Source organism: Janibacter sp. RAF52 (assembly GCF_052114035.1).
In the GTDB taxonomy this organism is placed as follows: Bacteria; Actinomycetota; Actinomycetes; order Actinomycetales; family Dermatophilaceae; genus Janibacter; species Janibacter hoylei.
In genome coordinates, this window is the sequence record NZ_JBFRDY010000005.1 from 127,700 (window position 1) to 140,366 (window position 12,667).

At 72.5% G+C, this 12,667-nt stretch carries 12 protein-coding genes, 1 tRNA gene and 1 riboswitch; of the genes, 6 read left to right on the forward strand and 7 right to left on the reverse strand.

What is annotated here, in order from left to right; all coding sequences use genetic code 11:
- Positions 1–38 precede the first annotated feature (38 nt).
- Positions 39–431, reverse strand: coding sequence for a rhodanese-like domain-containing protein (locus AB4Y78_RS08670; RefSeq protein ID WP_441713349.1), 393 nt, complete (start codon positions 429–431; stop codon positions 39–41).
- Positions 428–1,429: a selenide, water dikinase SelD gene (gene selD, locus AB4Y78_RS08675; RefSeq protein ID WP_441713351.1), complete on the reverse strand. Its 1,002-nt coding sequence runs from the start codon at positions 1,427–1,429 to the stop codon at positions 428–430. Before selD ends, AB4Y78_RS08670 begins: the two co-directional genes overlap by 4 nt.
- A gap of 81 nt (positions 1,430–1,510) precedes the next feature.
- On the opposite strand from selD, the gene AB4Y78_RS08680 reads away from it, so the two are divergent.
- The 3 genes from AB4Y78_RS08680 to AB4Y78_RS08690 all read left to right on the forward strand — a co-directional run bounded on the left by AB4Y78_RS08680 (position 1,511) and on the right by AB4Y78_RS08690 (position 4,892).
- Positions 1,511–1,606 (forward strand) — tRNA-Sec (locus tag AB4Y78_RS08680).
- A 41-nt stretch (positions 1,607–1,647) separates the two neighbouring features.
- Positions 1,648–3,000 (forward strand): L-seryl-tRNA(Sec) selenium transferase, encoded by a 1,353-nt coding sequence (gene selA / locus AB4Y78_RS08685; protein ID WP_441713352.1) that lies wholly within the window; start codon positions 1,648–1,650, stop codon positions 2,998–3,000.
- On the forward strand, positions 2,997–4,892 hold the full coding sequence (locus AB4Y78_RS08690; protein ID WP_441713354.1) for a SelB domain-containing protein: 1,896 nt from the start codon (positions 2,997–2,999) through the stop codon (positions 4,890–4,892). The genes selA and AB4Y78_RS08690 overlap by 4 nt, the downstream gene beginning before the upstream one ends.
- A 21-nt stretch (positions 4,893–4,913) precedes the next feature.
- Here the strand turns inward: AB4Y78_RS08690 and AB4Y78_RS08695 are convergent, their stop codons facing one another.
- The 3 genes from AB4Y78_RS08695 to ppk2 form a co-directional block, all read right to left on the reverse strand.
- A complete protein-coding gene (locus AB4Y78_RS08695; RefSeq protein WP_441713356.1) occupies positions 4,914–5,393 on the reverse strand; it encodes an OsmC family protein in 480 nt (159 codons plus the stop codon).
- A gap of 32 nt (positions 5,394–5,425) precedes the next feature.
- Positions 5,426–5,540: riboswitch (SAM riboswitch) on the reverse strand.
- A 38-nt stretch (positions 5,541–5,578) separates the two neighbouring features.
- On the reverse strand, positions 5,579–6,265 hold the full coding sequence (gene yczE, locus AB4Y78_RS08700) for a membrane protein YczE (protein ID WP_441713358.1): 687 nt from the start codon (positions 6,263–6,265) through the stop codon (positions 5,579–5,581).
- Positions 6,266–6,415: 150 nt separating this feature from the next.
- Entirely contained in the window at positions 6,416–7,306 is an 891-nt protein-coding gene (ppk2, locus tag AB4Y78_RS08705; protein WP_441713359.1) for a polyphosphate kinase 2, read from the reverse strand.
- Positions 7,307–7,490: 184 nt separating this feature from the next.
- Between ppk2 and AB4Y78_RS08710 the strand changes: the two genes are divergently transcribed.
- Positions 7,491–8,951 (forward strand): protein adenylyltransferase SelO, encoded by a 1,461-nt coding sequence (locus tag AB4Y78_RS08710; RefSeq protein WP_441713360.1) that lies wholly within the window; start codon positions 7,491–7,493, stop codon positions 8,949–8,951.
- A 12-nt stretch (positions 8,952–8,963) separates the two neighbouring features.
- Positions 8,964–9,470, forward strand: coding sequence for a Cys-tRNA(Pro) deacylase (ybaK, locus tag AB4Y78_RS08715; protein ID WP_441713361.1), 507 nt, complete (start codon positions 8,964–8,966; stop codon positions 9,468–9,470).
- A gap of 15 nt (positions 9,471–9,485) precedes the next feature.
- Here the strand turns inward: ybaK and AB4Y78_RS08720 are convergent, their stop codons facing one another.
- Positions 9,486–9,818 (reverse strand): DUF952 domain-containing protein, encoded by a 333-nt coding sequence (locus AB4Y78_RS08720; protein WP_441713362.1) that lies wholly within the window; start codon positions 9,816–9,818, stop codon positions 9,486–9,488.
- A 25-nt stretch (positions 9,819–9,843) separates the two neighbouring features.
- Positions 9,844–11,325, reverse strand: coding sequence for an NAD-dependent succinate-semialdehyde dehydrogenase (locus AB4Y78_RS08725; RefSeq protein ID WP_282071855.1), 1,482 nt, complete (start codon positions 11,323–11,325; stop codon positions 9,844–9,846).
- Positions 11,326–11,415: 90 nt separating this feature from the next.
- Here AB4Y78_RS08725 and AB4Y78_RS08730 point away from each other — a divergent pair, with 90 nt between their 5' ends.
- A complete protein-coding gene (locus tag AB4Y78_RS08730) occupies positions 11,416–12,657 on the forward strand; it encodes an aspartate aminotransferase family protein (RefSeq protein WP_128277004.1) in 1,242 nt (413 codons plus the stop codon).
- Positions 12,658–12,667: the final 10 nt, after the last annotated feature.

Sequence of the window (12,667 nt, forward strand, 5' to 3'; positions counted from 1 at the left end):
CCGCGCGCTCACGGAGGGCATCCTCGCGTCTCGACCGGTCACTCCCGGATGTCGGCGGGGCCGGTGTGCAGGGGCAGGCCGGCGGCGGCCCAGGCCTCGACCCCGCCGATGACATCGGTGGCGTCCACCCCGAGCGAGCGAAGAGAGTGCGCCGCCAGCGACGAGCTGTAGCCCTGTCGGCACAGCACGACGACCCGGGTCCTGGGCAGCGCCTCGGGGATGCGGTGCGGGCAGGTCGGGTCGAGCCGCCACTCGAGGACGGTGCGGTCGATGACGAGCGCGCCGGGCAGCTCGCCCTGCCGGGCCCGCTGCGCGGAGGTGCGGGTGTCGACGAGGAGGGCTCCCCCCTTCGCCGCGTCGTGGGCCTGCTGCGGGGTGAACCGAGTCAGGCTGGCCCGAGCCGCCTCGAGGACCCGGTCGACCTCGCTCACGAGACCTGTACGAGCACGCCGTCACCGAGGGAGCCGGCCGCGACCGTTTCGCCGACGACCGGGGCGCCCGGCACCTCGCCGACGACAAGCAGGCCGCCGGAGGTCTGCGCGTCGGCGAGGAGGATCAGCTCGTCCTCGCCGATGCCGTCGGCCGCGAGGTGCGGCCGCACCCAGTCGAGGTTGCGCTGCGACCCACCGGGGACGTGCCCGGCGGCGAGGGCCTCGCGAGCGCCGGCGACGTAGGGCACGGCCGTGGCGTCGACCCGAGCGGCGACGCCCGAGGCACGGGCCATCTTGTACAGGTGGCCGAGCAGGCCGAACCCGGTGACGTCCGTCGCCGCCCGGATGCCCGCCGCGACGGCCGCCCGGGAGGCGTCGCGGTTCAGGGTGACCATCGAGGCGATCGCCTCCTCGCTCCGCTCGCCGGTCGCCTTGTGCCGGTTGTTGAGCACGCCGACGCCGAGCGGCTTGGTCAGGCTGATCGGCAGACCGGCCTCCGCCGCGTCGTTGCGCATGAGCCGCTCGGGGTCGGCGGTGCCGGTGACGGCCATGCCGTAGATCGGCTCGGGAGCGTCGATGCTGTGGCCACCGAGGACGGGGAAGCCGGCCTCGGTGGCGATGTCGAGCCCACCGCGCAGGACCTCGCGCAGCAGGTCGGTCGGCAGCAGCTCGCGCGGCCAGGCGACGAGGTTGATCGCCATGACCGGGTCGCCACCCATGGCGTAGACGTCCGAGACGGCATTGGCTGCGGCGATCCGCCCCCAGTCGTAGGGGTCGTCGACGACTGGGGTGAAGAAGTCGGTCGTGGAGAGGACGGCCTGGCCTCCCGCGAGTCGCACGGCGGCAGCGTCGTCGCCGTCGTCGAGACCGACGAGGACGTCCGACCCCGGCGGGGCGGTGGCGTGCAGACCGGCGACGATCTGCTCGAGCTCGCCGGCCGGGATCTTGCAGGCGCAGCCTCCGCCGCGCGCGTACTGGGTCAGGCGGATCGGCTCCATGGACCCACCGTAGGCCCAGGACTCGTCAGAGCCGCGGTCGCCATCGGCATCGCGGGCGTCCGACTGTCTAGGGTGTCCCTCGGAGGCGTCTGGGTTCCTGGTGGTCCCCCCGGTCTTCAACACCGGTGAGGCCGAGCATCTCGGTCTGGCGGGTTCGATTCCCGTCCGCCTCCGCCAGATCTGCACGACCACCACGCCCGACGAAGGGAGCAGCGCCCGTGAGCGAGGACCCGCGCCGGTCGATCCCGCGCACGGACACGCTGCTGGCGGATCCCCCCTTCGTCGCGGCGGCGGAGCGTCTCGGTCGGCCGGTGGTGCGCGCGGCGATCGTCGCGGCCCAGCAGCGGGCGAGGGCCGGCGAGATCCCGCCGGAGGACGTGGCCGGTGCGGCGCTGGCGTCGCTCCCGGCCCGGGCCTCGTCCCTGAGGCCGGTGCTCAACGCGACGGGCGTCGTGGTGCACACCAATGTCGGGCGAGCACCCTTGTCCCCCAGCGCGATCGAGGCCGTCGTCGATGCCGCCGGCTACGTCGACGTCGAGATGGACCTGACGACCGGGGCGCGCAGCCGACGGGGTGCCGGCGCGTTGGCCGCATTGCTCGAGGCCGTGCCCGACGCGGCTGGTGCGCTGGCGGTCAACAACGGCGCGGCCGCCCTCGTGCTCGCGACGACCGCCCTGGCCGCCGGCCGCGAGGTCGTCGTCTCGCGCGGCGAGATGGTCGAGATCGGCGACGGTTTTCGTCTGCCCGACCTCATCGCCTCGACCGGCGCGCGCCTGCGCGAGGTCGGCACGACCAACCGGACCCACCTGCGCGACTACGCCGACGCGATCGGCCCCGAGACCGGGTGCGTGCTCAAGGTGCACCCGAGCAACTTCCGCGTCGACGGCTTCACCACGTCGGTCGGGCTGGAGGAGCTGCGCGGGCTGACCCGGCCCGACGGCTCACCGGTGCCGGTCGTCGCCGACATCGGCTCCGGGCTGCTGACCCCCGACCCACTGCTACCCGACGAACCCGACGCGACGACCTGGCTGCGCGCCGGCGCGACGATCGTGACCGCCAGCGGCGACAAGCTGCTCGGCGGGCCCCAGGCCGGCCTCGTCCTCGGTGACGCCGAGGTCGTCGAGCGGCTGCGCCGCCACCCGCTCGCCCGGGCCCTGCGGGTCGACAAGCTCACCCTCGCCGCGCTCGAGGCGACCGTGCGTGGCCCGGTGCCACCGGTCACCGCAGCCCTGCGCGCGACCGCCGACGAACTGCGGCCGAGGGTCGACGCCCTGGCCGCGGCGCTGCATCGTGACGTCGTCGGAGTCGACGGCCGCGTCGGGGGTGGCGGTGCCCCCGGCGTACCGCTGCCCGGCTGGGCGGTCGAGGTGCCCGTCGAGGCGGTCGAGCGGCTGCGGCGGCCCCCGGGCGACGTGCCCGTCGTGCTGGCCCGGGTCGAGGGCGGCCGGGGCCTGGTCGACCTCCGGTGCGTGCCGCCCGAGCGAGACACCGACATCGAGCGTGCTCTACGAGCGGCGTTGGGCGACAGCGCTGCCCACGACGCGACCGGCGCGGGGCCCCCTTCGTCATGAGGCGGGTGCTCGCGACCGCCGGCCACGTCGACCACGGCAAGTCCACGCTCGTGCGCGCCCTCACCGGGCGCGACCCCGACCGGCTCGCCGAGGAGCAGGAGCGCGGCCTGACCATCGAGCTCGGCTATGCGTGGACGACGCTGCCGGGCGGGGCCGAGGTGGCCTTCGTCGACGTGCCGGGGCACCAGCGGTTCGTCGGGACGATGCTGTCGGGGCTGGGGCCGGCGCCGGCCGTGGTCTTCGTCGTCGCGGCGGATCAGGGCTGGCAGGCGCAGAGCAGCGAACACCTCGCGGCCGTGCGGGCGCTCGGCATCACCGACGGGCTGCTCGTCATCGCCCGCTGCGACCTCGCCGACGACGACCGCATTGCAGCGGTCCGTGGCGAGGCGGGTCGGCGCCTGGCCGGGGCCGGTCTCGACGTGCCGGCGGTCGAGGTGGCAGCGTCGAAGGGGATCGGCCTCGATGACGTGCGCACCGCGCTCGCCGACCTCGCCGCCCGGCTGCCCGAGCCGGATCCCGCTGCGGCAGTGCGACTCTGGTGCGACCGGGCCTTTTCGTTATCGGGTGCGGGCACCGTCGTCACGGGCACGCTCGGGGCCGGCACGATCCGCACCGGCGACCGGCTGCTGCTGCTCGACCACGGCTCCACCCGCGAGGTGACGGTCCGCGGGCTGCACAGCCAGGACGAGGCCCGCGACGAGGTCGGGCCGGTGTCACGGACGGCCGTCAACCTGCGCCGCGTCGATCAGGTCGGGCGCACGGCCGCCCTGCTCACCCCTGGGGCCTGGGCGCTCGCCCCGACCGTCGACGTGCGGCTCACCGAGGTGGGTGGCGCGCCTGGCCGGCATTTCCCTAGGGAAATACGGAAGGAGACGCATGTCCCTAGGGAGATGCGACCGGGGACGCATGTCCCTACGGAAATACCACAGGGTGCGCACGACCTCGAGGACGGCGCGGGGCTGCCGGAGCAGGCGACGCTGCACGTGGGGTCGATCGACGTGCCGGTGCACGTGCGGCCGCTCGGTGACGACCTCGCCAGGCTGTCGGCGCGCGTAGATCTGCCGTGGCGGGTGGGCGACCGGGCGATCCTGCGCGACCCGGGCAGCCGGCGGCTGTGGGCCGTGCGGGTCCTCGACGTCGACCCGCTCCCGCTGACCCGACGCGGTGCCGCCGCCCGCCGCGCCAAGGCCCTGGCCGGAGGTGATCTCGCGACGACCCGTCTGCGCTCCCGGTCGGCAGATCGCGTCGCCACTTTCGAACGACTGGGCCTGCCGGTGCCGAGCACCGCTGTGCGGCAGGGCGACTGGCTGGTCGACTCCCGGGCGTGGGAGTCATGGCGAGCCGAGCTCGTCGAGTGGGTCGCCGCCCACCACGGTGCCGATCGCCTGAGCGCAGGGATGCCCGTCGCCGAGGCCGCCAGGGCACTGCTGCTGCCGGAGCACCTCCCTGCGCCGCTCGGCCCCGAGCTCGTCCGCAGGCTCGTCTCGGGCACCGACCTGACGATCACCGGCGGCCGGGTCCACGATCCGTCCGCGGCCGGCCTCGGTCCCGCGGAGGTGGGGGTCGCGGCGGTCGAAGGGAGGCTGCGGGACTCCCCCTTCGATGCGCCGGAACGGGGCGACCTCGACGACCTCGGCCTAGGGCCTGCTGAGCTCGCCGCGGCCGCGCGCCTCGGGCGGCTGCTGCGACTGCCCGACGACGTCGTGCTGCTGCCCGACGGTCCGGCCCGGGCGATGCGGGTGCTGGCGGGGCTGGAGCAGCCCTTCACCCTGAGCACCGCCCGGCAGGCGCTCGGCACGACCCGCCGGGTGGCCGTGCCGCTGCTCGAGCACCTCGACTCACGTGGCTGGACCCGACGGGTCGACGGATCGCTGCGCGAGGTCGCGCGCTAGCAAGTAGCCCCGGCGTGGCCCTCAGGCAGCGGCGGGAGCCACCTCGAGGGACGTCGTGACCGGCACGCCCAGCGTCAGGTTGTCGAGGACGGGGCAGTGCTCGGCGACGGCCTGCTCGAGGCGGCGGTAGTCCGCCTCGCTCGCCGGGCCGGCTACCCGGATACCCAGCTCGATCCCTTGGAAGCCGGGACGCACGGTCTCGTCGGTGCCGAAGAACCCGGCGAGGTCGATCGTGCCCTCGAGGTCGACGTCGATGGAGTCGACCGCGATGCCGAGCTTGCCGGCCCAGACCTGGTAGCTGATGACGGTGCACGAGGCGAGGGCGGCGAGCAGGTGCTCGATCGGGTTTGCGCCCCGGTCGGCGCCGCCGAGGCTCTCCGGCTCGTCGATGGTGAACTCGTGCTGGCGGGAGGTGATCGCGACCTCGGTCCCGGTGACGAGGCGCCCCTGCACGCTCGAGGTGAGGATGGTCGAGGCGGTGGCGGTGGCGGTGGCGGACATGGGTGCTCCTGTGGAGATCACGGGGCGGCAACGCCCCTCGCTTGGCCCGGTCGGTCGACCGCGCCCAGGTCCTCACCCGGGGCACCCCACCGAAGGGAGGAGGGTTGCCGCCCAGCCAGCCGGGGCTTCGCGCTGGGACTCATGACCTACCCATAACGTGACATGATCCGAACCATTACGTCCAGTTATGTATCGGAGGGTGGGACGGGGCGCCCGAGCTCAACCGTGAAGAGCGGCAGGAAGAGCTGTGCCAGCGGCCCGATGGCCACGGCGTAGAGGATCGTGCCGACCCCGACGGTGCCGCCCAGCAGCCAGCCGACGGCGACCACGGCGACCTCGATGCCGGTGCGCACACCCCGGATCGAACCACCGGTGATGCGAGCCAGGCCGGTCATCAGACCGTCGCGCGGGCCGGGTCCGAACTGCGAGCCGATGTACATGCCTGTCGCGACGCCGTTGAGCACCACGCCGCCGAGCAGCAGGACGACCCGCCAGACCGTGCCGGACGGCTCGTCGAGGATCGACAGCACGAGATCGGCCGACGGACCGATGAGCAGGGCATTGCCGATCGTGCCCAGACCGGGCTTCTGCCGCAGGGGGATCCAGCCGAGCAGCACGAGCAGCGAGACGCCGATGACGATCGTGCCGAAGCTCAGCGGGATGTGCTGCGAGACGCCGACGTGCAGCACGTCCCACGGGATCTGCCCCAGGGTCGCGCGCAGGACCATGGCCATGGACGCCCCGTAGAGGAAGAGCCCGGCGAGCAGGAGCGGCAGGCGGACGCCGAGGCGGCCGGCGCGCAGCTGCTCGAGCGGGCCGATGTCGGCGAGGGCCCGGCCGCGGGGCAGGCGGGTGGCAGCATCCTTGGTCACGGGGTCACCCTGCACCCGGGCGGCCACGATGTCGACCTTTGCCGGCCCTTCGAGACGGTCGCTGAGCGACCTCTTCAGGGACCACCTTCGAGACGGTCGCTGAGCGACCGCCCACGCGGAACGTGGGACCCGCTCAGGGACCGGGTGGCATCAGTCGCCCTCGGTCTTGCGGCCTCGGGAGACGACCTTGCGATCGGGCGTGAAGACGACCTGCGAGTCCTTGCCCTCGTAGTCGAACTGGTTGAGGAAGAAGCGGATCGCGTTGATCCGGCCGCGCTTCTTGTCGTTGGACTTGATGACCGTCCACGGCGCGTGGCGGGTGTCCGTGCGGCGGAACATCTCCTCCTTGGCCTCGGTGTAGGCCTCCCACTTGTCGAGGCTCTCGAGGTCCATCGGGGAGAGCTTCCACCGGCGCACCGGGTCGATCTGGCGGATGGCGAAGCGGGTGCGCTGCTCCTGCTGGGTCACCGAGAACCACAGCTTGGTGACGTGCACCCCGGAGTCGGCGAGCATCCGCTCGATCTTCGGGGCCTGGTCCATGAAGCCCTCGTACTGCTCGTCGCTGCAAAATCCCATGACCCGCTCGACGCCGGCCCGGTTGTACCAGGAGCGGTCGAAGAGGACGATCTCGCCGCTCGTCGGCAGGTGCTGGATGTAGCGCTGGAAGTACCACTGCCCGAGCTCGCGGTCGCTCGGCTTCGTCAGGGCGACGACGCGGGCACCACGCGGGTTGAGGTGCTCGGTGAAGCGCTTGATCGTGCCGCCCTTGCCCGCCGCGTCGCGGCCCTCGAAGAGGACGACGAACTTGCGGCCGGTGTCGTTGGCCCAGTTCTGGAACTTCAGCAGCTCGATCTGCAGCAGGTACTTCTGGACGTCGTACTCCTCGCGCTCCATGAGGGAGTCGTAGGGGTAGTTCTCCCGCCAGGTCTCGACGGCCTTGCCGTCGGGGGCGATGAGCATCGGGTCGTCGCCCTGGTCGTCACGCACGGTGTAGCCCTCGACCATGAGCCGGTCGATGTACTCGCGGAGGTTCTGCTGCATGGGTCATGGATACCAAGGTCAGGTTGACGGAAGGTGGACACCAGACGACGCGAACCCCGTGGGTCACCGTGCAGGAGGGCATCGTCCACCCGAAGGGGGCAGCCAGCCCGACGACGTCGTCACGCATCGCTCCACTGGGCCGGCCACCTGCTCGACGCGCGTGAGCGTCTGCGATGGTGGGGGCATGAGGTGGCCCTGCGACAACACCTTCGTCCGCGACCTCGGCTGGCTCGGGGTCCGGGTCGACCCGGTCCCCGTGCGCGCCCCCGAGCTGCTGGCGCTCGACGATGGCCTCGCCGTCGAGCTCGGCCTCGACCCGGAGGAGTTGCGCTCCCCAGAGGGGGTTGCCGTCCTCGCGGGCAATGCCATCGCCGACGGCTGCGAGCCGATCGCCCAGGCCTACGCCGGACACCAGTTCGGTCATCTCTCCCCGATGCTCGGCGACGGTCGGGCGCATCTGCTCGGGGAGGTCGTCGACACCCACGGCCGACGCCGCGACATCGCACTCAAGGGGTCCGGGCGCACTCCCTTCTCCCGGGGCGGTGACGGCCGTGCGGCCCTCGGCCCGGTGCTGCGCGAAGTCCTCGTCTCCGAGTTCATGCACGCGGTCGGCGTCCCGACGACGCGCGCCCTGGCCGCCGTCGCGACCGGTGAGCAGGTGTTGCGTGAACGGCCCCTGCCCGGCGCCATCCTCACCCGGGTCGCGGCCTCGCACCTGCGCATCGGCACGCTCGTCCTCGTCGCGAGCCAGGGCAGCCGCGAGCAGCTCGCTGCCGTCGTCGAGCACGCCCGCGCCCGGCACCACCCCGACGTGCCGCCTAGGGACCCGATGGCGCTGCTGTCCGCGGTCGTCGAGCGACAGGCCGCACTCGTCGCGCAGTGGATGTCCCTCGGCTTCGTCCACGGGGTGATGAACACCGACAACATGACCCTCTCCGGCGAGACGATCGACTACGGCCCGTGCGCCTTCCTCGACGCCTACGACCCGGAGACCTTCTTCAGCAGCGTCGACACCGGTGGCCGCTACCGCTACTCCGCGCAGCCGACGATGGCGACGTGGGGCCTGGCCCGGCTCGCCGAGTGCCTCATCCCGCTCGCCGAGGGCGAGGCCGACGACCTCGTGACGCAGGCGCAGGAGCGGCTCGAGGCCTTCACCCCGGCCTACGAGCAGCACCGGCTCGACCTCTTGCGGCGCAAGCTCGGCCTGGGCCGCGCTGTCGCCGAGGACACCGGGCTCGTCGAGGACCTGCTGCAGGTCGCGGCGGCGGAGGCGCTGGACTTCACCGGCCTCTTCCGCGACCTTGCCCGGGTGCTGCGCGACGAGCCGACGCCGACCCTGGACCGCATCCAGGACCTGCCGCGGTGGCAGACCTGGCAGGACCGGTGGCTGACCCGCCTGCACGGCGAGGGGAAGGACCCCGCGGCCAGCGCCGCGATCATGGACGAGACCAACCCGGTCCACATCCCCCGCAACCACCTCGTCGAGGAGGCTCTCGCCGCGGCGCACACGGGCAACCTCGCCCCCTTCGAGCAGCTGCTGGAGGCGCTGCGGTTCCCCTTCGACGAGCGGGAGGGGTGGGGGCGCTACGCCGAGCCGGCCGACCCCGACTTCACCCGCGGCTACATCACCTACTGCGGGACCTAGGACACTGGGCCCATGGGCAAGAAGGCGAAGGGCGGCGCGACCCCGGCCACACGAGCGCTGGCCGCCGCGGGCATCGAGTTCACCGAGCACCCGTACGACCACGACCCGCGGGCCGAGTCCTACGGGCTCGAGGCCGCCGAGGCGCTCGGGGTCGAGCCCGCTCGGGTCTACAAGACGCTGCTCGCGCAGACCGACCTGCCCCGCGACCACGGGCTCGTCGTCGGCATCGTGCCCGTCGACCACCAGCTCGACCTCAAGGCCCTCGCCGCGGCCGTCGGCGCGAAGAAGGCGAGCATGGCCGACCCAGCGCTCGCCGAGAAGACCACCGGCTACGTCGTCGGCGGCATCAGCCCGATCGGCCAGAAGCGCTGTCTGACCACCGTGCTCGACGAGTCGGCCCTCACCCACGACACCGTCTTCGTCAGCGGCGGGCGGCGGGGGCTCGACCTCGAGCTCGCGCCGGGTGACCTCGTCGACGTCACCGGGGCGATCACGGCCGCCATCGCGAAGGGGAGCTGACTCCCCCTTCGTCGGTCAACGGAGGCGGTCGACCTGGCTGACGCACCCGATCGGCAGGTCACCGCCGTAGACGTGCGGGAAGAGCTCGTCGCCACCGAGGACCGCCGGCTCGTAGCGCACGTCGAGGCCGTGCCCCCCGAGCGAGGCCTCGTCGATCGTCAGGACGAGGAGCGGCTCGGTGACGTCGGCGTAGAAGCGGGCCACCACCCCGTCGCGCTGTTCCGCCGACCCGCTGCAGTGCATGAACCCCTCCTCGGCGATCGTCCGCCCGCGCGTGGACACGGGATAGCTGCCAGCGGACTGCGCCGCCTGCCAGTCGCACTCGAGGGCGATGTGCTGGAGGGTCATGGCTCCCATCCTGCCGCGTCGGACATCAGACCTTGATGCCGATGTACTTCGTCTCGAGGAACTCGTCGATGCCGGTGAAGCCGCCCTCGCGGCCGACGCCGGACTCCTTGATCCCGCCGAAGGGGGCGGCGGGGTTGGAGACGACGCCCTGGTTGAGGCCGACCATGCCGGCCTCGAGCGCCTCGCTCACCCGCAGGCCGCGGTCGAGGCCTTGGGTGAAGACGTAGGAGATCAGGCCGAAGGGGGTGTCGTTGGCCAGCGCGATCGCCTCCTCCTCGGTGTCGAACTCGGTGATCGCCGCGACCGGGCCGAAGATCTCGGCGCTGCCCATCTGCGCCTCCGCGGGCACGCCGGTGAGCACGGTCGCCGGGTAGAAGTAGCCGTCGCGGTCCGCGGGGGCGCCGCCGAGCTGCGCGGTGGCACCTCGGTCGAGCGCGTCGCGGACGAGCTCGTCGACCTTGTCGACCGCCTTCTGGTTGACGAGCGGCCCGACGACGACGCCCTCCTCGACGCCGCGGCCCATCGGCAGGGCGCCCATCCGCTCCCCCAGGCGACGGGCGAACTCCTCGGCGACCGGACGCTGCACGAGGATCCGGTTGGCCGCGGTGCAGGCCTGGCCGATGTTGCGCATCTTCGCCGCCATGGCCCCCTCGACGGCGACGTCGAGGTCGGCGTCGTCGAAGACGAGGAAGGGGGCATTGCCGCCGAGCTCCATCGACGTGCGCATGACGGTCTTCGCGGCGAGCTCGAGCAGGTGCTTGCCGACCGGCGTCGACCCGGTGAAGGAGATCTTGCGCGAGCGCGGGTCAAGGATCATCGGGCGCATGACGTCGTCGCTCTTGCTCGTCGTCACGACGTTGACCACGCCCGCGGGCAGGCCCGCCTGCACGAGGATGTCGGCGAGCGCGAGGGTCGACAGCGGCGTCTCTGCCGCAGGCTTGATGACCGACGTGCACCCGGCGGCGATGGCCGGCCCGATCTTGCGGGTGCCCATCGCCATGGGGAAGTTCCACGGGGTGATGAGGATGCACGGGCCGACCGGCTGCTTGGCGACGAGGAAGCGCGAGCCGCCCGCCGGCGCGGTCATAAAGCCGCCGTCGATGCGCACGGCCTCCTCGGCGAACCAGCGGAAGAACTCGGCGGCGTAGGCCACCTCCCCCTTCGCCTCCGTCAGGGGCTTGCCCATCTCGAGGGTCATGATCAGCGCCAGCCGGTCGACGTCGGCGAGCATGAGGTCACGGGCCCTGGTGAGGATCTCGCTGCGCTCGCGGGGCGACACCTGCGCCCACTCCGCCTGCGCCGCGACGGCGGCGTCGAGGGCCGCAGCGGCCTCGTCGGGGTCGGCGTCGGCGACCTCGGCGAGGTGCTCGCCGGTCGAGGGGTCGTCGACCGGCATCGTCGCGCGGGTCGTGCGCCACTCGCCCCCGATGAAGAGGCCGGTGGGCACCGAGGCGATGGCCTCGCGCTCCTGCTCGCGGGTGACCTGTGGCGTGTCGGTGGTCGTCATGGAAGGCTCCTTCGTCAGCGTCCTTGCCGTCTCCCCAACCGTAGACGTATTGTCAACAATCAGACGAACAACCCGACCTCGGAGGTCCCGATGACAGCGCTGTCCCCCCTGCTGAAGCAGGCCACCCCCGTGACGATCGACCACGCCCTCGGCTCGGAGGTCTTCGACGTCGACGGCAACCGCCACCTCGACTTCACCTCCGGCATCGGCGTCGTGAGCACCGGCCACTGCCACCCCAAGGTCGTCGCCGCCGCGCAGGAGCAGGTCGGCAAGCTCATCCACGGCCAGTACACGACCGTCATGCACCAGCCGCTGCTCGCCCTCGTCGACAAGCTGCAGGGGGTGCTCCCGGCACACCTCGACAGCCTCTTCTTCGCCAACTCCGGCAGCGAGGCGCTCGAGGCCTCCCTGCGCCTCTCGCGCCAGGCGACCGGTCGGCCCAATGTCATCGTCTTCCACGGCGGATTCCACGGCCGCACCGTCGCGACGGCGACGATGACGACCTCCGGCACCCGCTTCTCGGCCGGCTTCAGCCCGCTCATGGGCGGGGTGCACGTCGCCCCCTTCCCCACCGCCTACCGCTACGGCTGGAGCGAGGAGGAGGCCACCGCTTTCGCGCTCAAGGAGCTCGACTACATCCTCGCGACGCTCACCTCGCCGCAGGAGACCGCCGCCTTCATCGTCGAGCCGGTCCTCGGCGAAGGGGGGTACATCCCCGGCAACACCGCCTTCTTCCAGGGTCTGCGCGAGCGGGCCGACAAGCACGGGATCCTCCTCGTCATGGACGAGGTCCAGACCGGCTTCGGCCGCACCGGCAAGATGTTCGGTCACCAGCACTTCGACGTGCAGCCCGACATCATCACGCTGGCGAAGGGGATCGCCTCCGGCTTCCCCATCTCCGGCATCGCGGCGAGCGAGGAGCTGATGAGCAAGGCGTGGCCGGGCTCGCAGGGTGGCACCTACGGCGGCAATGCCGTCGCGTGCGCCGCGGCCGTCGCCACCCTCGAGGTCATCGAGGAGGAGGGCCTGGTCGCCAACTCCGCCGAGCGCGGGACCCAGCTGCTCGAGGGCGCGAAGGCCGCCGCCGTCGACGGGATCGGCGACGTGCGCGGCCTCGGCCTGCTCGTCGGCAGCGAGTTCACCGCGGCCGACGGCACGCCCGACACGGCCCGCGCCCAGGCGGCGCAGCAGCTGGCCGCCAAGAAGGGCCTGCTCCTGCTCACCTGCGGCGCCCACATGAACGTCGTGCGAATGATCCCGCCGCTCGTCGTCACCGCCGAGCAGGTCGACGAGGCACTCGACATCTGGGGCAAGGTCCTCGCCGAGGTCTGACCCCCCTTCG

What these genes read in the sequence shown, in the direction of transcription:
- selD (WP_441713351.1), bottom strand. Translation starts at nt 1,429, where the DNA reads ATGGAGCCGATCCGCCTGACCCAGTACGCGCGCGGCGGAGGCTGCGCC.
- AB4Y78_RS08690 (WP_441713354.1), top strand. Translation starts at nt 2,997, where the DNA reads ATGAGGCGGGTGCTCGCGACCGCCGGCCACGTCGACCACGGCAAGTCC.
- AB4Y78_RS08695 (WP_441713356.1), bottom strand. Translation starts at nt 5,393, where the DNA reads ATGTCCGCCACCGCCACCGCCACCGCCTCGACCATCCTCACCTCGAGC.
- ppk2 (WP_441713359.1), bottom strand. Translation starts at nt 7,306, where the DNA reads ATGCAGCAGAACCTCCGCGAGTACATCGACCGGCTCATGGTCGAGGGC.
- AB4Y78_RS08710 (WP_441713360.1), top strand. Translation starts at nt 7,491, where the DNA reads ATGAGGTGGCCCTGCGACAACACCTTCGTCCGCGACCTCGGCTGGCTC.
- ybaK (WP_441713361.1), top strand. Translation starts at nt 8,964, where the DNA reads ATGGGCAAGAAGGCGAAGGGCGGCGCGACCCCGGCCACACGAGCGCTG.
- AB4Y78_RS08720 (WP_441713362.1), bottom strand. Translation starts at nt 9,818, where the DNA reads ATGACCCTCCAGCACATCGCCCTCGAGTGCGACTGGCAGGCGGCGCAG.
- AB4Y78_RS08725 (WP_282071855.1), bottom strand. Translation starts at nt 11,325, where the DNA reads ATGACGACCACCGACACGCCACAGGTCACCCGCGAGCAGGAGCGCGAG.
- AB4Y78_RS08730 (WP_128277004.1), top strand. Translation starts at nt 11,416, where the DNA reads ATGACAGCGCTGTCCCCCCTGCTGAAGCAGGCCACCCCCGTGACGATC.